General features: G+C 62.9%; 18 protein-coding genes. 6 read left to right on the plus strand and 12 right to left on the minus strand.

Going from position 1 to position 19,027, the window contains the following annotated elements; genetic code table 11:
• Positions 1 to 61: 61 nt before the first annotated feature.
• The 6 genes from AC3IP0_RS17280 to AC3IP0_RS17305 form a co-directional block, all read right to left on the minus strand.
• Positions 62 to 430 carry a cupin domain-containing protein gene (locus tag AC3IP0_RS17280; RefSeq protein ID WP_489316309.1) on the minus strand — a complete coding sequence of 123 codons (369 nt, stop codon included), beginning with the start codon at positions 428 to 430 and terminating at the stop codon, positions 62 to 64.
• The gene (locus tag AC3IP0_RS17285; protein WP_489325447.1) at positions 423 to 1,706 is read right to left on the minus strand and encodes a nucleotide disphospho-sugar-binding domain-containing protein; all 1,284 of its coding nucleotides are present in this window, start codon (positions 1,704 to 1,706) and stop codon (positions 423 to 425) included. Before AC3IP0_RS17285 ends, AC3IP0_RS17280 begins: the two co-directional genes overlap by 8 nt.
• 32 nt (positions 1,707 to 1,738) lie before the next feature.
• The gene (locus AC3IP0_RS17290; RefSeq protein ID WP_223455675.1) at positions 1,739 to 2,818 is read right to left on the minus strand and encodes an ABC transporter ATP-binding protein; all 1,080 of its coding nucleotides are present in this window, start codon (positions 2,816 to 2,818) and stop codon (positions 1,739 to 1,741) included.
• Positions 2,811 to 3,617, minus strand: a complete 807-nt coding sequence (locus tag AC3IP0_RS17295) for an ABC transporter permease (RefSeq protein WP_489316311.1) — start codon at positions 3,615 to 3,617, stop codon at positions 2,811 to 2,813. The genes AC3IP0_RS17290 and AC3IP0_RS17295 overlap by 8 nt, the downstream gene beginning before the upstream one ends.
• Positions 3,614 to 4,474 (minus strand): ABC transporter permease, encoded by an 861-nt coding sequence (locus tag AC3IP0_RS17300; protein WP_046042463.1) that lies wholly within the window; start codon positions 4,472 to 4,474, stop codon positions 3,614 to 3,616. The genes AC3IP0_RS17295 and AC3IP0_RS17300 overlap by 4 nt, the downstream gene beginning before the upstream one ends.
• Before the next feature lie 82 nt (positions 4,475 to 4,556).
• On the minus strand, positions 4,557 to 5,612 hold the full coding sequence (locus AC3IP0_RS17305; protein ID WP_489325449.1) for a polyamine ABC transporter substrate-binding protein: 1,056 nt from the start codon (positions 5,610 to 5,612) through the stop codon (positions 4,557 to 4,559).
• Positions 5,613 to 5,811: 199 nt separating this feature from the next.
• Between AC3IP0_RS17305 and AC3IP0_RS17310 the strand changes: the two genes are divergently transcribed.
• The 4 genes from AC3IP0_RS17310 to AC3IP0_RS17325 all read left to right on the plus strand — a co-directional run bounded on the left by AC3IP0_RS17310 (position 5,812) and on the right by AC3IP0_RS17325 (position 9,968).
• Positions 5,812 to 6,744, plus strand: a complete 933-nt coding sequence (locus AC3IP0_RS17310) for a GntR family transcriptional regulator (RefSeq protein ID WP_489316313.1) — start codon at positions 5,812 to 5,814, stop codon at positions 6,742 to 6,744.
• Positions 6,745 to 6,844: 100 nt separating this feature from the next.
• Positions 6,845 to 8,128 (plus strand): nucleotide disphospho-sugar-binding domain-containing protein, encoded by a 1,284-nt coding sequence (locus AC3IP0_RS17315; protein WP_489316314.1) that lies wholly within the window; start codon positions 6,845 to 6,847, stop codon positions 8,126 to 8,128.
• Between the two features lie 69 nt (positions 8,129 to 8,197).
• Positions 8,198 to 9,595, plus strand: a complete 1,398-nt coding sequence (locus AC3IP0_RS17320) for an NAD(P)/FAD-dependent oxidoreductase (protein ID WP_489316315.1) — start codon at positions 8,198 to 8,200, stop codon at positions 9,593 to 9,595.
• A 13-nt stretch (positions 9,596 to 9,608) separates the two neighbouring features.
• Positions 9,609 to 9,968: a cupin domain-containing protein gene (locus AC3IP0_RS17325; protein ID WP_056727362.1), complete on the plus strand. Its 360-nt coding sequence runs from the start codon at positions 9,609 to 9,611 to the stop codon at positions 9,966 to 9,968.
• Here the strand turns inward: AC3IP0_RS17325 and AC3IP0_RS17330 are convergent.
• The 6 genes from AC3IP0_RS17330 to AC3IP0_RS17355 form a co-directional block, all read right to left on the minus strand.
• Positions 9,965 to 11,032 (minus strand): GGDEF domain-containing protein, encoded by a 1,068-nt coding sequence (locus AC3IP0_RS17330; protein WP_489316316.1) that lies wholly within the window; start codon positions 11,030 to 11,032, stop codon positions 9,965 to 9,967. The genes AC3IP0_RS17325 and AC3IP0_RS17330 overlap by 4 nt on opposite strands.
• Before the next feature lie 279 nt (positions 11,033 to 11,311).
• On the minus strand, positions 11,312 to 12,352 hold the full coding sequence (locus AC3IP0_RS17335; RefSeq protein WP_489316317.1) for an ABC transporter substrate-binding protein: 1,041 nt from the start codon (positions 12,350 to 12,352) through the stop codon (positions 11,312 to 11,314).
• 35 nt (positions 12,353 to 12,387) lie between these two features.
• Positions 12,388 to 13,557: an acetylornithine deacetylase gene (argE, locus tag AC3IP0_RS17340; protein ID WP_489325452.1), complete on the minus strand. Its 1,170-nt coding sequence runs from the start codon at positions 13,555 to 13,557 to the stop codon at positions 12,388 to 12,390.
• The gene (locus AC3IP0_RS17345; protein WP_423504317.1) at positions 13,550 to 14,224 is read right to left on the minus strand and encodes a DUF1028 domain-containing protein; all 675 of its coding nucleotides are present in this window, start codon (positions 14,222 to 14,224) and stop codon (positions 13,550 to 13,552) included. Before AC3IP0_RS17345 ends, argE begins: the two co-directional genes overlap by 8 nt.
• Before the next feature lie 10 nt (positions 14,225 to 14,234).
• The gene (locus AC3IP0_RS17350; protein WP_003201555.1) at positions 14,235 to 14,645 is read right to left on the minus strand and encodes a RidA family protein; all 411 of its coding nucleotides are present in this window, start codon (positions 14,643 to 14,645) and stop codon (positions 14,235 to 14,237) included.
• The gene (locus AC3IP0_RS17355; RefSeq protein ID WP_489316319.1) at positions 14,645 to 16,006 is read right to left on the minus strand and encodes a flavin-containing monooxygenase; all 1,362 of its coding nucleotides are present in this window, start codon (positions 16,004 to 16,006) and stop codon (positions 14,645 to 14,647) included. The genes AC3IP0_RS17350 and AC3IP0_RS17355 overlap by 1 nt, the downstream gene beginning before the upstream one ends.
• Positions 16,007 to 16,280: 274 nt before the next feature.
• On the opposite strand from AC3IP0_RS17355, the gene AC3IP0_RS17360 reads away from it, so the two are divergent.
• Together AC3IP0_RS17360 and AC3IP0_RS17365 are read left to right on the plus strand one after the other, a co-directional pair.
• Positions 16,281 to 17,657, plus strand: coding sequence for a pyridoxal-phosphate dependent enzyme (locus AC3IP0_RS17360; protein WP_489316320.1), 1,377 nt, complete (start codon positions 16,281 to 16,283; stop codon positions 17,655 to 17,657).
• Entirely contained in the window at positions 17,654 to 18,832 is a 1,179-nt protein-coding gene (locus AC3IP0_RS17365; protein ID WP_489316321.1) for a trans-sulfuration enzyme family protein, read from the plus strand. Before AC3IP0_RS17360 ends, AC3IP0_RS17365 begins: the two co-directional genes overlap by 4 nt.
• Positions 18,833 to 19,027 lie beyond the last annotated feature (195 nt).

The following is a 19,027-nucleotide window of genomic DNA, read 5'->3' on the forward strand; positions in this document are numbered from 1 at the left end:
AACGCCGCCCGGAGCAAGCTCGCTCCCACAGGTTTCGCCTTTTAACCGTTCAGCATCAGGTTCAAGCCAGCATGTACACGTTGCGCAGGGTCTCCCGGACATGGCATTCGCCCGTCCAGCCGGCCGGGAACAGCACCAGGGTGTTGGGCCGCACTTCGATCACTTCGCCGTTGTCGTTACGGTAAGTGGCGTGCCCCGCGATGAAGTGGCACAGCTCGTCCCGGGGAATCGACAGCCGCCAGCGCCCGGGAGTACATACCCACAATCCGCTTTCCGGGCTGTTGTTCGGGCCCTTGAACAGCAAGCGGCCGCTGGAATGCGAGACGCCTTCGACGGCATCGCTCTGCACGCCCCAGTCCACCAGGTCGGTGCGGCTGCTGACGGCTTCGAGGTACGGCGTGATACCCGCCGTGGTGGATGAATCAGGCATCGTTGAGCACCTTGTCGAGAATCGCGGCCGCGTCTTGCGGCCCCTTGCGGGATTGCATCTGCGCGCTGGTGCGCTGCAGGCGTTGGCGCATCGCCTCGTCGTGGAGGCACGCGTGGAGTTTTTCCGCGAGCTGTTCTTCGCTCCACTCATAGCGATCGAGCTTGAAGCCGTGGCCGCTTTCTTCGGCGCGCATGGCGTTGTCGTGGCCGTCCCAGACGTAGGACATGACGATCGCCGGTTTGCCGAAGAACAGGCACTCGGTGAAGCTGTTGTTGCCGCCGTGGTGGATCACCGCGTCGACCTGGGCAATCACCGAGGGCTGCGGGAACCAGTTGGAAATCTGCACGTTGTCCGGCAGGTCCGGGTATTCGTCGAGGTGCTCGCCGACGTTGAACAGCGCCCGGTAAGGCAGCTTGCCCACCGCCTCGATCAGGCGCTTGAGCAGCTCGACATCGCCGGAGCCGAGGCTGCCGAAACTGGCGTACAGCAACGGCTTGTCGTTGTTCGCGCGGAACTGCGGAATCTCGTAGGGCGTGTCGTGGCGCACGCAACCCTGCAGGTAATGGAAACGCTCGGCCGGCAATGGATGATGCCGGTCGAACTTGACCGCATCCGGGTACAGCAGCAGGTTCATGAACGGCGACGCTTCAAAGAAGGTCCCCAGCGGATAGGGCTGCTCGCCATGGGCCTGGAGGAACTGGTTGAAGTCGTCGTGAATCGGCCCGACCACTTCCTCGAAACGCTGGCGGAATTGCGCGTGGCCGGCCTTGTCGTCGATGCTCATGCCCGACAGGTGCGGCGGGATATCCGGGTCTTCGATCTCGTTTTCCGAGCAGGAAATGATCCGCACCCACGGCTTGCCGTATTGCTTGATCGCCGGGAACAGGATCACGTTGTCGACGCAGATCAGGTCGGGCCTGACCTTGTCCAGCACCGCCGGCAGGTCCTTTTGCGCCCACTTGGCGGTTTCGACGATGGCCGCCCAGCATTCCTTGACGTAGTTGTCGATCTGCTCCAGCGGCGACTTGCGGAAATTCGGAATGTGGCCATTGATGAAATCCACCCAGTAGCGGGCCATTTCTTCGGCCGGCATCGGCGCCGACATGTTGACCATGTGTTCTTCAAAACCATAACCGGCGTAGACACCGCTCATGCCCGGGTCGGTGAGGAACACCGCTTTATGCCCCAGGGCTTCACAGGCCTGGGCGATACCCACTGAGTTCAGCGCCGGGCCGTAGGCGGCTTCGGGGAAGAATGCGATCACTTTCTGTTTCATCGAGTGCTGCTCCTGCCTGGTCTTTTTATTGTTCAGCGCGTCAATACGCGGGCATGCCGGGCCTGCCAGCCCAGCCGGATGGTCGTGTCGATTGCAAAATGGGCGAATTCGAACTGTGAAGACGGCACGCGCACGATCAGCGGCTTGTCGCTGAGGGGGGTCTGCACGTGCAGGTTGGTGTCGAGGCCGTGGTAGGCGACTTCGACGATCTTGCCGCTGACCTGATTGGCGCAATCGCCGCCCTGCTCCGTCAGCACTTGCAGGCGTTCGGGGCGAACCACCACGGCGACGGATTGGCCGGTCACCAGCGGCGCGTCGGTTTCAACGCTCAGCTCCTGGCCATTGACCCGCACCGAGTGCTGGCCCGAGCGCACACCTTCGAGCAGGTTGCTGACGCCGATGAAGTTGGCGACAAAACGGCTGTTGGGGTTTTCGTAGAGTTCGGTCGGGCTGCCGCACTGGCACACCTTGCCGCCATCGAGCACCGCCATGCGGTCGGACATCACCAGGGCTTCTTCCTGGTCGTGGGTGACGATGATGAAGGTGATGCCGCTCTCGTGTTGCAGGCGCTTGAGTTCCAGCTGCATCTTTTCCCGGAGTTTCTTGTCGAGGGCGCCCAAAGGCTCGTCGAGCAGCAACACTCGCGGGCGTTTGACCAATGCCCGTGCCAGCGCCACTCGCTGGCGCTGGCCGCCGGACAGTTGATCGGGCTTGCGCTCGGCCAGCTCACCCAGTTGCGCGGTGCTCAGCACTTCATCGACCCGGCGACGGATTTCGCTTTCCGGCAGGCGCTCCATTTCCAGGCCGTAGGCAATGTTCTTGCGCACGGTCATGTTGGGAAACAGCGCGTAGGACTGGAACATCAGGTTCAGCGGACGCTTGTTGGCCGGCAGCGGCGAGATGTCGTTGCCGTCCAGGTAGATGCAGCCACCGCTGGGGGTCTCGAAACCGGCGAGCATGCGCAGCAGCGTGGTCTTGCCGCAGCCGGACGGCCCGAGCAGCGCGAAGAACTCGTTCTCGCGGATGCTCAGCGACACCTCGTTGACCGCCAGACCGTTGCCATAAGACTTGCTGACCTTATCCAGGATCAGTACCGCGGAAGAGTTATTCATGGGTGCGAGGAGCCTTGTTGAGACGCTGCGAAGCCAGCAGCGCGGTGATGCTGACCAGCATCACCAGCGTCGCCAGAGCGTTGATTTCCGGGGTGACGCCGAAGCGGATCATGGCGTAGATCTGCATGGGCAACGTGGTCGAAGCCTGGCCGGAGCCTGAGTTGAAAAAGGCGATGATGAATTCGTCCACCGACAGGGTGAACGAGAGCAAACCGCCCGCCAGCACACCGGGGAAAATCACCGGCAGCAGCACCCGGCGGAAGGTGGTGACCCAGCTCGCACCGAGGTCGATCGAGGCTTCGAGGATCGAATAGTCGAAGTGCTTGAGCCGCGTGCGCACCACCGCGCAGACGAAGGCGATGTTGAACACCGCGTGGCTGATGATGATCGAGTGCAGCCCCAGGCCGACCTTGAGCAGGTTGAAAAAGCTCAGCAGCGCAATCGCCAGCACGATGTCGGGAATGATCATCGGCGCCATCAGCAAGGTGTCGACCACCTGGCCTTTGTCGTTGCCCTTGCGGCGCAATTCGATGCCGAGCGCCAGGAACGTGCCCAGCACGCAGGCAATAAAGGTCGCCGACAACGCAACGACCAGGGTGTTGAGCGCCGCCGACAGAATCGCCGTGTTGTGCGCCAGTGCCGCGTACCACTTCAGCGATACGCCGCCCCAGGCGGTGGGCAATCCGGACTTGTTGAACGACAGCAGGATCAACACCAGGATCGGTATATAAAGGAAGGCGTACACCAGTCCCAGGTGCGAACCCAGCACGGTGCCGCTGACAGAACGAGACTGACTCATGAGCGCGCCCCTTCTGCACGACGGGCCACCAGTGCCTGGATGAACAGCAGGATCAACATGATCGCGATCAGGAAGAAGCTCAGCGCCGCACCGAACGGCCAGTCCCGCGCCGTGAGGAACTGCGAATAGATCAGGTTGCCGACCATCTGCACCTGCTTGCCGCCCAGCAGGTCGGCAGTGATGAAGTTGCCGATGCTCAGCACGAAGACAAACACCGCACCCGCCGCGATACCCGGCACGCTCAGCGGCAGGATGATCCGGCGGAAGGTCATCCAGCCCGAGGCGCCGAGGTCTTTCGAGGCGTCCCACAGTTCATTGTTGATCCGCGACAGCGACGAGAAAATCGCCAGGATCACAAAGGGGATGTAGTTGTAGACCAGCCCCAGCACCACGGACGACTCGGTGTACAGCAGGCTGATGGGTTCGCCGCTGTAGCCGAACAATTGCAGCAGGCGGTTGATCAGGCCTTCGCGGTTGAGCAGGACGATCCAGGCGTAGGTGCGGATCAGGTAATTGCTCCAGAACGGCAGCATCACCAGAAACAGGTACACCGCCTGACGCCGCCGTGGCGCCCGGGCGATCGCATAGGCCGCGGGGTAGCCGATCAACACCGCGAACACCGTGGCCAGCCCGGCGATTTTCGCCGATTTGAGCAGGATGCCCAGGTACAGCGGATCGAACGCGCGCTGGTAGTTTTCCCAGGTGAACAACCAGTCGATGCCGCCATACGCGCCACGTTCGACGAAGCTGTAGACCAGCACCAACAGGCACGGAATCACCAGGAACATCAGCAGCCAGCCGAAGCCGGGCGCAAGAAGCCAGGCTGACAGACGCCTGTCAGCATGCAAAGCACTCATTACCCATATCCTCCCGCCTCAGGACAGAGGCGGCTTGCGAGCGTGGCGAGGCATGCCGGGCATGCCTCGGATCGACGTGGCGTTAGTTCTGCGCCGCCATGATTTCGGTGACGACGCGGGTGTAGGCCTTTTGCGTGGTGCCGCCCAGGTCGCGCAATTGCTCCATCTTCACCAGCTCGCTCGGCGTCATGGTCAAATTGGGGTATTGCTTGAGCAAGTCAGCGGACAACCCGGCCATTGCCGCCTGGTTGGGGACTTTGTAGAGGATGTTTTCAGCGACCCAGGCGTGGTTTTCCCTGGCCAGCATGAAGTTGATGAACTTGAAGGCTTCGTCCTGATGCTTGGAGCTCTTGAGCACCACCATGGTGTCCACCCACAGGTCGGAACCTTCCTTGGGCACCACGAACTTGATCGCCGCGTTGGCCTGGGTGCCGTAGTTGCACCAGCCGTCCCAGGCGTGGGCCATCAGCGATTCGCCGGAGGCCAGCTTGGAATAGAAGGTGGTGTCGTCGAAGGAGAGAATGCGTTTTTTGGTGGCGATCAACTGGTCGCGAACCGCGGCGATTTGCGCAGGGTCGCTGTCGTTGACCGACCAACCCTTGGCGAGGAAACCGGCGCCGAGCATCCAGCGGTCGGTGGCGAGCATCGTCACCTTGCCCTTGAGGGCATCGCTCGGATTGAGCAACTCGTTCCAGCTCTGTGGCGCCGGCGTCACCTTGTCGGAGCGATAGCAGATGCCGGTGGTGCCCCAGGTGTAAGGCACGGAGAACCGGTTGCCCTGGTCATATTCCAGGTGCGTGGCTTCGGGGTAGAGGTTTTTCAGGTTGGGGACCTTGACCGGATCGATGTCCGCCAGCAGCCCCTGTTTGTGCAAGACTTCGGCGAAAGGCGAGGAGACGAACACCACGTCGTACCCTTCACCACCGGACGCCATCAGCTTGCCCATGACTTCTTCGTTGGTGGCGTGCAGCGCCTTGTCGACGTCCACACCGCTGGCAGCCTTGAACTTCTCCAGCGCATCCGGGGCCATGTAGCCGTCCCAGATGGAAATCACCATGTCTTTCGCACTTGCAGCCTGTGAAGCGATCGCCAGGGAAACGGCCAATCCCACGCACAGAAGATCATTCAGCTTGCTCATAAATACTCACCCGACGATTGTTTATTGTTGTGTTCGAAGGCAGTACGGCAAAACGAGAAACGATTGCTGGTGTTTTTTTTTAGAAATTAGGACCAGTATCAAAAGATGTCAACGCATTTTTTCCAGCCTGACGATTGACCAGCGCATGACATAAGATGGGCAACTGAGTCCGACAGCGGATCACAACGAGAAAAGACGCTTGAGCACGACAGCCGAAAAAAAACCGCGCACCAATCACCTGGAACTGGCCCGGCGCATACTCGAGCACACCCAGGAAAGCGGCATGGTGGCCGGCGACCCGGTGGCCGAACAGGCCCTGGCCCGGACCTTCCAGGTCTCACGCACGCTGATTCGCGGCGCACTGAAAGTACTGCTGGAAGAAAACCTGCTGAGCCACGAAGCCGGCAAGGGTTACCGATTGCTGGCCTCGCCGGCGGGCCAGGCATTCAACGCCGCCCTGCCCCAGGCCGAGGAAGAAGAACTGGCCGCTTCGGTACTGCGCGACCGCATGGCTGGGCGCCTGGGCGACAGCATCAGCATCAGCGAACTGATGCGCCGCTACGACATCGGCCGGCCAGCGGCACAAAAGGCCCTGCAGCAATTGAGCGAAAACCAGGCGATCGAGCGCGGCCCCGGCCAGTCCTGGCTGTTTCGCCCGTCGCTGAACAGCCTGGCCGCTCTCGAAGAAAGCCTGAAATTCCGCCTGATTCTTGAGCCGGAAGCCTTGCTCAGCCCCAGCTTCAACGCCGACCCGCAACGCCTGGCACTGTTGCGCAGCGCCACGCAAAGCCTGCTCGCCCGCCCCGTGGAAGACTTCGACATCCAACAGTTTCGCGAACTGGACATCAGCTTCCACGAACTGCTGGCCCAGAGCTGTGGCAACCGTTTCATCAGCGACGCCCTGCTCCAGCACCAGGGCCTGCGGCGCCTGCCGAACCTGCTGCCATCGGTGAGCGTGCACCGCCTGCAGGAGGCGCTGCGCGAACACCTGCAAATCATCGCGCAGATCGAACGCGGGCAGATGGAGATCGCCGCCGACCTGCTGCGCCTGCACCTGCGCCTTAGCGCCGCGCAACGCCCGCAAACCGCCAACCGTGGCATCCCGCAAAGTCATCTGTTCGGGCGTCGCTAACCGGCTCGTAAAAACATGATGATTTTTTTTTGAAAATAAGACAGCATCAAAAACATCTTCAGGAGCGGCGGGTCTGACCCGCCATGGACAGTCCCTCGCCATGCAAAAACAAAAACTGATCGCCCTGTTTCCGGAAGCCAGTTTCGGTGCGGCCTTGAACTGCATTGGTATCGCTCAGTCGCTACGCGAGCTGGGCGCCAGGCCGGTGTTCATCTGCCATGAACATTTCCAGGGGTTGTTCGCCGAATACGGTTTCGACGAGTACCCGATTCCGCAAGCGAGCCCGTTGTCGGCGGAGGAACACCAGCACTACTGGGAGCGCTTCATCGAGCGCAGCATTCCCTACTTCGACCAGACCCCGCTGGCGCAGATCGACAGCTACGTGGCGCCAGCCTGGGAAGCCATCATCGACACCGCCATCGAAGCGGAAAAACCCTTGCAGCAGCTGCTCGGCCGCCTCAAGCCCGACGTGATCGTGCTCGACAACGTGGTGATGTTCCCGGCCATCGCCAACGCCGGTTGCCCGTGGGTGCGAGTGGTGTCCTGCGCCGAAACCGAACTGCCGGATGCGGCCGTTCCACCCTACCTGTCCGGGTGCCTGGCCAGTGACACCCAGGCCTGCGAGCGTTACACCGAGCAGTACCTGAAGGCTGTCGCACCAGCCCATGAACGCTTTTCGCAATTTCTCCTCGGCAACGGCACCGCACCTTGCCCTGCGGGGCAGTTCCTCACCGACTCGCCATGGCTGAACCTGCTGCTGTCGCCGACGCCAGTACGCTATGAGCGCCAGCAACCGCTGGACCCGCAACGCTACGTGTACCTCGACGGTTGCGTGCGCCGCGAAGCGCCGTACATCGTCCCGGACTTTCCACGGCACAACGACGCGCCGCTGATCTACCTCAGCTTCGGCAGCCTCGGCGCAGCCGACACCGGGATGATGAAGCGCCTGATCAGCACTATCGAAACCTTGCCGTACCGCTTCCTGGTCAACGTCGGCGCCTACCGCGACATGTACACCACCGTGCCGGACAACGTGTACCTCGACAGCTGGTTTGCCCAGCCGGCGGTGCTCAAGGAATGCCAGTTGTTCATCCACCACGGTGGCAACAACAGCTTCTGCGAAGCGCTGTATTTCGGCCTGCCATCGCTGATCATTCCCTATTGCTGGGACGGCCACGACAACGCCGCCCGCGCCGAGGAAGTCGGCGTCGGCCGCTACCTGCCGCGCTTTGCCGATCCCCTGGCCGCCCTGCCCGCCGCCCTCGAACAGCTGCTGGCCGACCAAGCGATGAAACAACGCCTCAAAACGTTCAGCGAGCGCATGCAGGCGACCCGCGGCACCGACATTGCCGCCCGCGCAATACTTGCGTTACCCGATCTCTAGCCATAACAAAAAATCTGTCGGGCAACCGAACGCAATCGTCGCTGCCCGACACACCGCCGGAGTTTCAGCATGAATGCCCCACCGCGTCTCGATTCCCTCGACCACGTCCTGCCCCATCCCTTCTGGCAGGACACCGTCACCCCACCGCCCGCCGCACCTTCCGTAGCCGGAACGGTGCAGTGCGACCTGGCGGTGGTCGGCGGTGGCTTTACCGGATTGTGGACGGCGTTACTGGCACGCCAGCGCAACCCCAGGCTGAGCATCGCGATCATCGAGGCGCTGCGCTGCGGCGGCGAGGCCAGCGGGCGCAACGGCGGTTTCTGCGCGCCGAGCATTTCCCATGGAGTCTCCAACGCACTCAAGCGTTGGCCGGATGAAGCAGAGCAACTGATCCGCCTGGGTCGGCAGAACCTCGATGAACTGGCCGCCGACCTGCAACGCTTTGGCATGCAGGTCGAGTTCGAACGCCAGGGCAAACTCAACGTCGCCAGCCAGCCGTGGCAGGTCGACGGGCTGCGCTCGATGCAGCGTAACTATGCGCGATTCGGCATCGACTGCCAGTGGCTGGAAGGCAGCGACCTGGCACACAAGCTTGATTCACCCGCGTATGTGGCCGGCCTGTTAGAGCCCAATTACGCCCTGCTCAACCCAGCGAAAATGGCCGCCGAACTGCGCCGTGTTTGCCTTGAACAAGGGATTCAACTGTTCGAAAACAGCCCGGTCCTGCAACTGAACGCGGACAAAGACCACGTGCGCCTGCGTACAGAAAGCGGCGAAGTGACCGTTGGCAAAATCGCCCTCGCCACCAACATCGCCCCGCCGCTGCTCGGCCATCTGGCTTCGAGCGTGATCCCGGTCTACGACTACAGCCTGGTCAGCGAACCCTTGAGCGATGCGCAGCTGCAAGCCATCGGCTGGACCGGCCGCTACGGCATAGCCGACGCCGGCAACCAGTTCCACTACCTGCGCAAGACCGCCGACAACCGCATTCTCTGGGCCGGTTATGACGCCATCTACCATTTTGGCGGGCGCCGCGACGAAGCCCTGACCCAACGCCCGCAAAGCTTCCAGCGTCTGGCCGAACAGTTCCGGCAGACCTTCCCGGCCCTGCGCGGTGTGCGTTTCAGCCATGCCTGGGGCGGCATCATCGACACCTCCGCGCGCACCACGATGTTCACTGGTTGCGAGCACCAGGGCCGCGTCGCCTATGCCTTGGGCTTCACCGGGCAAGGGGTGTCCGCCAGCCGCTTCGCTGCGTTGAACATGCTGGATCTGCTGGCCGGCGAGCGCACCGAACGCACCGAACTGCTGATGACTTCCAAGGCGCCTTTCCGCTTTCCACCCGAACCCTTGCGTTACGTCGGCGTGAAACTGGCCCAGCGTTCACTGGCGCGGGAGGACCGCGACGGTCACCGCGACCTGCTGCTCAAGACCTTCGATGCCTTTGGCATCGGTTTCGATTCCTGATCCGGAGACCACCATGTCCACAGCCCTGCCCCGGCACGTCATCGACTTCGCCAGCGACCTTGCCCCCCGTGAAACGGAAATCAACGACCCGGCCGTGGTCGACGCGCCTTACCGCAGCAAGAGTTGGCGGCACTTTGTGCAACCCGGGAAAAACGCCGTGGCCGGCATCTGGGAGGCGGGACCGCACCGGGAGCGTTGCCAGTGCGATTACGACGAGCTGTGTCACATCCTTGAAGGCAGCGTGCGCCTGACCGATGCCGAGGGCGTCGCGCGCACGTTCGGCCCCGGTGATTCCTTCGTGGTCGCCAGCGGATTCAATGGCACCTGGGAAAACCTCACGACGGTGCGCAAGGTTTACTTCATCCTCGGCTAAACGGCCCCGACCGCTACATCAGGCTGCTGACGCACCTGATTGCGCCCGTTGCGCTTGGCCTGGTACAGCGCATCGTCGGCGCGGGTCAACAGGCTTTCCGGTGTGTCGCCAGTTTGCGCATGGGCCACGCCGAACGACGCAGTGATGGTGTCCAGCACGGTGTCGGTGCCCCGGGCCTTGACCCGCAGCGCCTGGACTTTCAGGCGCAGGCGCTCGGCAAAAGCGCCTGCGGCGGCCAGATCCGGGCAATCCTTGAGCACCACACAAAACTCCTCACCGCCATAACGCGCCGCGAACGCTTCTTCGGGCAGCGAATCGCGCAACACCCGGGCGACATGCTGAAGCACGCGGTCGCCCAAGGGATGGCCGTACTGGTCGTTGAACTGCTTGAAGTGGTCGATATCCAGCATCACCAGCGCCACGCCTGTCGCCACGTTGCCCATGGCCTGCTCAAGCTGGCGATTGAAGGTGGCGCGGTTGAGCAATTCGGTCAGGCCATCGAGGGTCGCGGCCAGTTGGGCGCGTTCGAGTTTGTCCCGCAGGCTTTTGATTTCATGCTGCGCCGACTGCAACTGGGCGAGGAAATGCTCCTGCTGCCCCTGCATCAGCCGGGTGCTCTGTTGCAGCTGGGTCAGGATGCTCGGAAGACGCTCGTTGGCGGGCTCTTCGAGCATCTGCAGGTATTGGCCAAGGCTGGCCTGGAAGTTCTGGTTACCTCTCACGCTGCGCGAAACATCGCGCTCCATGTCATCGACCAGGTTGATCGCGTCCTGCTGCCCGGAGCGGGCGTCTGCCAGCTCATCGCGGATGATGTACTCGCGAAACAGTTTGGCGGCCGACTCCGGCGGAAAACAGTCGAAGTCGTTGACCACCCGGTCCAGGTGCCGATTGAGCTCCGGCTCCTGGCCCTTGCTGTAGGTGTACCAGAGCGCGTAATGCACCGGGTTGGGCGGAATGTTGTGACGAACCATCAGCGGCACTGCCTGCTTGAGCAATGCCGCGGCCTCGCGGGAGTCTTCTGGATACAGCGCTAGAACAGTCGCACGCGTGTCTGATTGGCTCATGGTTTCACTGTGATTGTTATCATTGGCGTTTGGCAAACTCGCTGAGCATAGCGATACGCCCGGCAAACGACCATCCCGAATTACACAATCATTTCAACCCGGTACGCCTGTGCCACAGGCCCGATCAACTGTTGGTCGGCATCAGACCCGCCATGTTCTGGCGCCGACGTTGTGGGAGCGAGCCTGCTCGCGAAGGCGGCGGCACATCCAACATTGATGTGGCTGAAATACCGCTTTCGCGAGCAGGCTCGCTCCCACAGGGGGCCTGCGGAGCCTGTGTTACCGCGCAGCCCAGGCATTGAAGCGCTGTTCAAGCTCTTCGCCATGGTCGACCCAGAACTCCGCGTCCACGGCCCGGGCGCCGGCCAGGTTGGCCTCGGCGGTCGGCAGTTGCTCCTGCACGTCCTTGGGCAGCAATGGCAGGGTCTGGCGATGCACCGGCCCGTAGGGGATGGTTTCCGAGAAGACTTTTTGCGTCTGCGGCTGGCTGGCAAACGCGATGAAGTTTTCCGCCAGTGCCTTGTTCGGCGTGCCTTTGACCACCGCCCAGTATTCCGGGTCGTACAGGCTCTGCGGCCAGACGATGCTCAGTTTCATGCCTTCCTTTTGCGCCGAGGCTATCCGGCCGTTGTAGGCCGCGCTCATTACCACGTCCCCGGCCACCAGCCATTGCGCCGGCTGGGCGCCCGCCTCCCACCACTGGATGTTCGGCTTGATCTGGTCGAGTTTGGCAAAGGCCCGCGTCACGCCTTGCGGGGTTTTCAAGACCTTGTACACGTCGTCCGCCTTGACGCCGTCGGCGAGCAACGCGATTTCCAGGGTGTACTTGGCGCTCTTGCGCAGGCCGCGCTTGCCCGGGAAGTCGGCGACATTCCAGAAGTCCGCCCAGGACTGCGGCGCCTTGGCCTGCTTGCTCTGGTCGTAGGCCATGACCATCGACCAGACGTAAGTGGCCACCCCGCACTCGGTCAACGCACCGGGCACGAAGTTCGCCGAATCACCGAAGCGTCCTTGATCGAGCTTCTCGAACAGGCCCTCCTCGCAGCCGCGCAACAGTTCGGGGCTTTCGACTTCCACCACGTCCCAGCTGGTGTGACCGGCAGAGACCATGGCCTTGATCTTCGACAGTTCGCCGTTGTATTCACCGGCGATGATGTTGCCCGCGCCGCTGGCGTTGAAGGGCTGGAAATAGGCCTTATCCTGGGCCTGTTTGGTAGCACCACCGAAGGAAATCACGGTGAGGTCCTGGGGGGCCGCCCACACACTGGCACTCAACAACGCCAGGGCAAACGGAACACTGCAACGCAAGGATCTGGACATGGATCACTTCCTCGGGGCTTGTCGGCCCGTTGTTGTTATGGGTGTTCGGATTCACTCAAGTAAGCCGCCAGGCGATCCATCAAGCGGTCACAGGCCGCCATCTGAACAACGCTGACAAATTCATCGGGCTTGTGCCCCTGGTCCATGCTGCCGGGGCCGCAGACCACCGAAGGAATGCCGGCCTGATCGAACAGCCCGCCTTCGGTGCCAAAGGCCACGGTGCTGAACTCGTCGCTGCCGCACAGCCGGGCAATCAGCCGGGCCGCCGCGCTGTCGGCGGGTGTCGCAAGGCCCGGATAGGCGGAGATTTTTTCAAAGCGGATGCCGGTTTCGGTGTCCACGGCCTGCATGGCCGGCAGCAACGTCTGCTCGGCGTAGTCCTGCAGTTCGTCGACCACCACTTGCGGGGCGAAGTCGGGCAAGGCGCGGATCTCGAAATCGAAACGGCAGTCCGCTGGCACGATGTTCAGCGCCGTACCGCCCTGGATCACCCCGACCTGCACGGTCGAGAACGCCGGATCGAAGCGCTTGTCATGCAGTTGTGGCCGGGCCAGGGTGGCGCCGATGTCGCCCAGCCGAGCGATCAGGCGTGCGGCCTGCTCGATGGCATTGACCCCGTAAGGCGCGTAGGCGGAATGACAGGCTGCGCCGCGTACGTGGCAACGCATCGCCAGCTTGCCCTTGTGGCCGAGCACCGGCTTGAGTTCGGTCGGCTCGCCGATCAGACACAACGCCGGCGCCGGGATGCGTTGGGGCAGCACTTCCAGCAAACCGCGCACGCCGAGGCAACCGACCTCTTCGTCATAGGAAAACGCCAAATGCACCGGGCGCTTCAAAGGGCTGGAGAGAAACATCGGCACAGCCGCCAGCACAGAAGCCAGATAGCCCTTCATGTCCGCGGTGCCGCGCCCATATAGCTTGCCGTTCGCCTCGCTCAGGTAAAACGGTTCGACCGTCCAGGCCTGGCCGTCCACCGGCACCACGTCGGTGTGCCCGGACAGCACGATGCCGCCGGCCACGCGCGGGCCGACCGTGGCCAACAGATTGGCCTTGGTCCGCTCGGCGTTGTAGATCAGTTCGCACTCCACGCCCAGTTCGTGCAGGTAGTCGCGCACGAACTCAATCAGCTCCAGGTTCGAATCGCGGCTGACCGTGGCGAACCCGATCAACCGCGCGAGCATGGCGCGGCTGCGCAACTCACTCATCACCGGGCACTCCATACGCTGGGGCCAGGGTCGGGTTGAGGGCGCGGGTCAGGTAGTCCTGCAATTGCGGCTCGTAGGCCGTCCACAGTTTGCCCAGCTCGCCAATCGGGTTTTCATCGGCCCAATCCACCCGAAGGTCGACCATCGGCCAGGTCAGGTCACCGACCACCGACAGCGCCGCCGAATGCACCGCGCCGGCTTCGCCACCGGCATCCTGGCCGGCCTGCAAGGCGTTCATCAGCCGGGTGGCGAGACAGCCTTCGCTGTTTTCGAACGCCGCGACCATCGCCTCGATCACCCCGCTGTTGGCCAGCAGGTTGCCGGCCGCCACGCATTGGTCACCGGCCACCGCGTTGTTGATGCCCAGGGCATGGTTGCCGCTGAACACCGCCGTGCGCCCATGGGCATCCACCACCGCCACCTGGCGGTATTGGCTGTAGCCATTGCGGGTCAATGAGTGGTCCAGCGCCTGGGGCGGCGCCGAGCCATTGGCCAGTTCATCGAGGATCTGCGGGCCGAGGGCCGGCAGCGTGATGTTCTGGCTCGACACCGCGCCGACACCGGCACGCAGCCACGGGCAGCGCGCGCCGACGGCAATGCTCGAAGAGCTGATGGCAATGCCCAGCTGGCCGGTCTCGGCGCAGCGACCCACGATGGAAAAAGTCATGGCGAATTCCTTATTCAGGGATGACAGCGATCACATCGATTTCCATCAGCCACTGCGGCTGGCCGAGGGCGCTGACCACCAGGCCGGTGGAAATCGGGAACACGCCCTTGAGCCACTTGCCGACCTCTTGGTACACCGGCTCGCGATAGCGCGGGTCGATCAGGTAGGTGGTGGTCTTGACGATATGGCTCAGGTCGCTGCCCGCCTCTTCCAGCAGTTGCTTGACGTTGCGCATGGCCTGCTCGGCCTGGGCGCGCGGATCACCGAGGCCCACCAGTTGGCCGTTGAAATCGGTGCCGACCTGACCACGCACATACACGGTGTTGCCAGCGCGCACGGCCTGGCACAAATCGTTGTCCAGCGTCTGGTTCGGGTAGGTGTCTTTGGTGTTGAACATGCGGATGCGGGTATGAGTAGGCATTAACGAACTCCCATGAGGCTGGCTTTCTGAAGAGGTGCACGGGCGGCTTCGGCTTGACGCTGGGTCGCATCCCGATAGTTGAGATAGGTGTGCTGTTTAACGATGTGATCGGCGATGTGCTTGGCGTCGTGCCAAACGCCCCAGATAAACGCGGAGCCGCGACGGGACTGCCAAGGCAACCCGACGAAATACACCCCCGGCTCGGCCGACACGCCGCGCTGGTGCTGCGGCTTGCCGTTTTCCTTGAAGGCATCGACCTTCAGCCAGCTGTAGTCGGTGGAATAACCGGTGGCCCAGATGATGGTGGTGACGCCGGCCTCGAGTAGATCCAGCTCCAGAATTGGATTGGTCACGCAATCCGGATCGGCCAGCATGGCCCGTGCTTCGGGTTCCAGCGGCAGGTCCAGGCCGTTGCGTTCGATATAGGCGTCAGCCTTGTCGAGCAGCGCCAGGTAGTTTTCATCGCCACGCTGGATGTTGTCGGCGAGGTTGTCTTCGAAGCTCACCACCGCGCCGTTGAACGCCTGGGTCAGGCCGACCAGGGTCATGCCTTGGTGAGCCAGTCGACGGAAGTCCACGGTGTGGCCGCCACGGGCGCCGCTCACGGCGATGGTCACGTGCTCTTTACCGGGCTGCATGGCCTCGGCATCCCACTCGCCAAGCACCCCCAGCCACCAGCAGAAATCACGGTTGCGATAGGCACGCGGCGGACGATCGTGGGCGCCCACCGACAGGTAGACCTGCTTGCCGGAACGTTGCAGTTCATCGGCGATCTGCACGCCCGAGGAACCGGCGCCCACCACCAGCACCGCGCCTTCGGCCAGTTGCTGCGGGTTGTAGTATTGGGCGGAGTGAATCTGGCTGATGCCGGCGATTTCGGGAGCAATCGGCGGAATGGCCGGACGCTGGAACGGACCGGTGGCGACCACTACATGCCGTGCCTCGATCACGCCATCGGAAGTTTCGACAGTGAAGCCTGGACGGTCGGTGTTACGTTCGACTTTCTTCACGTCCACGCCGGTGCGGATCGGCGCGTTGAACTTGCGGGCATAGGCTTCGAAGTACTGAGCCACCTGCTCTTTCCCGGCGAAGGCATCCGGGTCCAGACCGTCGAATTCCAGCCCCGGGAAACGGTCGTGCCAGGCCGGGCCGTTGGCTACCAGCGAATCCCAGCGACCGGTGCGCCAGGCTTCGGCGATACGATTGCGCTCCACAACGAGGTGAGGCACACCGAGCTTGCTCAGGTGTTCACTCATGGCCACGCCGGCCTGGCCGGCGCCAACAACAAGCGTATCAATTGCGGTTTTATCAACTGTCATGGCTGTGCACTTCTGAAAGGTGGTTTGATTCAGGTCGGTCATGGCTGCCGCCTCGATTCTGATCATTGTTGTTCTTCTGCTACGGCTATCGGTGTCAGGGTGTTGGCCGCATTCTGTTCGGAGCCGGGAAATAGCGAAATTATGTTTTTTGTGGTCGCTGGCGAGGAAAAAGCGTCGAGCCGACCGACTGGCTGTGCAAGGTTGCGGTCGACCCGATCCCGGCCTATGGTCCAAGCGATGCATTGCCCGCGACCGGCGCGAAGACCCGGCGCGGATTGCTGTCCATCCAGTGCGGATTCACGCAAGGAGTGATGACATGCCCGACAATTCCCGTCCTGCCGTGCTCGAACTGATCGGCAACACCCCATTGGTACGCGTCAGCCGATTCGATACCGGCCCGTGTACGCTGTTTCTCAAACTCGAATCCCAGAACCCCGGCGGTTCGATCAAGGACCGCATCGGTCTGGCCATGATCGACACCGCCGAACGCGATGGTCGCCTCAGGCCCGGCGGCACCATCGTCGAAGCCACCGCCGGCAACACTGGCCTGGGCCTGGCCCTGGTCGGCCGCGCCAAGGGCTATCGCGTGGTGCTGGTGGTGCCGGACAAGATGTCCACCGAGAAGGTCTTGCACCTCAAGGCCATGGGCGCCGAGGTGCACATCACCCGCTCCGACGTCGGCAAGGGTCATCCCGAGTATTACCAGGATGTCGCCGCGCGGCTGGCGGCGGAAATTCCCGATGCGTTCTTCGCCGACCAGTTCAACAACCCGGCCAACCCGCTGGCCCACGAATGCAGCACCGCGCCGGAGATCTGGGCGCAAACCCAGCATGATGTGGACGCCATCGTCGTCGGCGTCGGTTCGGCCGGTACCCTCACCGGGCTGACCCGCTTCTTCAAACGGGTACAGCCGGACCTGGAAATGGTCCTGGCCGACCCGGTCGGTTCGGTGATGGCCGAATACAGCCGCGGCGGCACCCTTCCCACCCCCGGCTCCTGGGCGGTGGAAGGCATCGGCGAAGACTTCATTCCGTCGATTGCCGACCTGTCCAGCGTGCGCCACGCCTATTCGATCAGCGACGAAGAAAGCTTCGACCACGCCCGCCAACTGCTGCGCGCCGAAGGCATTCTCGGCGGCTCGTCGACCGGCACCTTGCTGGCGGCGGCGTTGCGTTACTGTCGCGAACAGACCGAGCCGAAACGGGTGGTGAGCTTCGTCTGCGACACCGGTACGCGTTACCTGTCGAAGGTCTACAACGACCAGTGGATGAACGATCAGGGCCTGCTGCAGCGCAAGCACTACGGCGACCTGCGCGACCTGATCGCGCGGCGCTTCGAAGATGGCCGGGTGATCAGCGTCGGCCCGGATGACACGCTACTGACGGCTTTTCAACGCATGCGTCTGGCGGATGTCTCGCAACTACCGGTATTGGTGAAGGGGCAGCAATTGGTCGGCGTGATCGACGAGTCCGACATCCTGCTGGGCGTGCACGAAGACGTGGCGCACTTTCGCAAGGCCGTATCCAGCGCCATGACCGACAAACTGCAAACCCTGTCCCCCGGCGCCTCACTGGCGGATCTGGAGGCAGAACTGGGCCGTGGGCTGGTGGCGATCATCCAGGACGCCTCGGGCTTCCACGGCCTGATTACCCGAACCGACATGCTCAACCATTTGCGGAGATCCCTGCCATGAGTCAACAGGACAAAAACGCCCCGCCACAGGGCTTCGCCACCCGCGTGATCCACGCCGGGCAAGTGCCGGACCCTTCGACCGGGGCGTTGATGCCGCCGATCTACGCCAACTCCACCTACCTGCAACAGAGCCCAGGGGTGCACAAGGGCCTGGATTACGGGCGTTCGCACAACCCGACGCGCTGGGCGCTGGAGCGCTGCGTGGCCGACCTTGAAGGCGGCACCCGGGGCTTTGCCTTCGCCTCGGGGCTGGCGACCATTTCCACAGTGCTGGAGCTTCTCGACGCCGGCTCGCACATCGTCTCGGGCAACGACCTGTACGGCGGCACCTTCCGCCTGTTCGACAAGGTGCGCCAGCGCAGCGCCGGGCACCGCTTCAGCTTCGTCGACCTGACCGACCTGGCGGCGTTCGAGGCCTCCCTGCAAGACGACACCCGCATGGTCATGGTCGAGACACCGAGCAATCCGCTGCTGCGCCTCACCGACCTCGCCGCCATCGCCCGCACCTGCCGCGCCCGCGGCATCATCTGCGTAGCCGACAACACCTTCGCCAGCCCGTGGATCCAGCGCCCGCTGGAGCTGGGTTTCGACATCGTGCTGCACTCGACCACCAAATACCTCAACGGTCACTCCGACGTGATCGGCGGCATCGCCGTGGTCGGGCAGAACGCCGAACTGGCCGAGCGCCTGGGCTTCCTGCAAAACGCCGTCGGCGCCATCGCCGGCCCGTTCGATGCCTTCCTCACCCTGCGCGGCGTGAAGACCCTCGCCCTGCGCATGGAACGGCATTGCAGCAACGCACTGGAGCTGGCGCAGTGGCTGGAGCGCCAACCGCAAGTCTCACGGGTCTACTACCCGGGCCTGCCGTCGCACCCGCAACACGAACTGGCCCAACGGCAAATGCGCGGTTTCGGCGGGATGATCTCCCTCGACCTCAACAGCGACCTGGCCGGCACCAAACGCTTCCTTGAGAGCGTGCAGATCTTCGCCCTGGCCGAAAGCCTGGGCGGCGTGGAAAGCCTGATCGAACACCCGGCGATCATGACCCACGCCACCATTCCACCGTCTACCCGTGCAGAACTGGGGATCGGCGACGGGTTGGTGCGGTTGTCGGTGGGGGTTGAGGATGTGGAGGATTTGCGCGCGGATTTGGCGCAGGCGTTGGCGCGGATGTAATTCACCTGAATTGTGGGACACCGCAAAAACCTGTGGGAGCGGGCTTGCTCGCGAAAGCGGTGGATCAGTCGGCAATGACGCTGACTGACCCGCCGCCATCGTCGGAACATCGCCCGGAGCAAGCTCACCCACAGGAGTGGTGTTATTTCAGGCGTTTTGGGAAGTTCTGCACTGGCAACGGCTGGCTATGCACTG

This window comes from Pseudomonas sp. GL_103, from assembly GCF_057835175.1.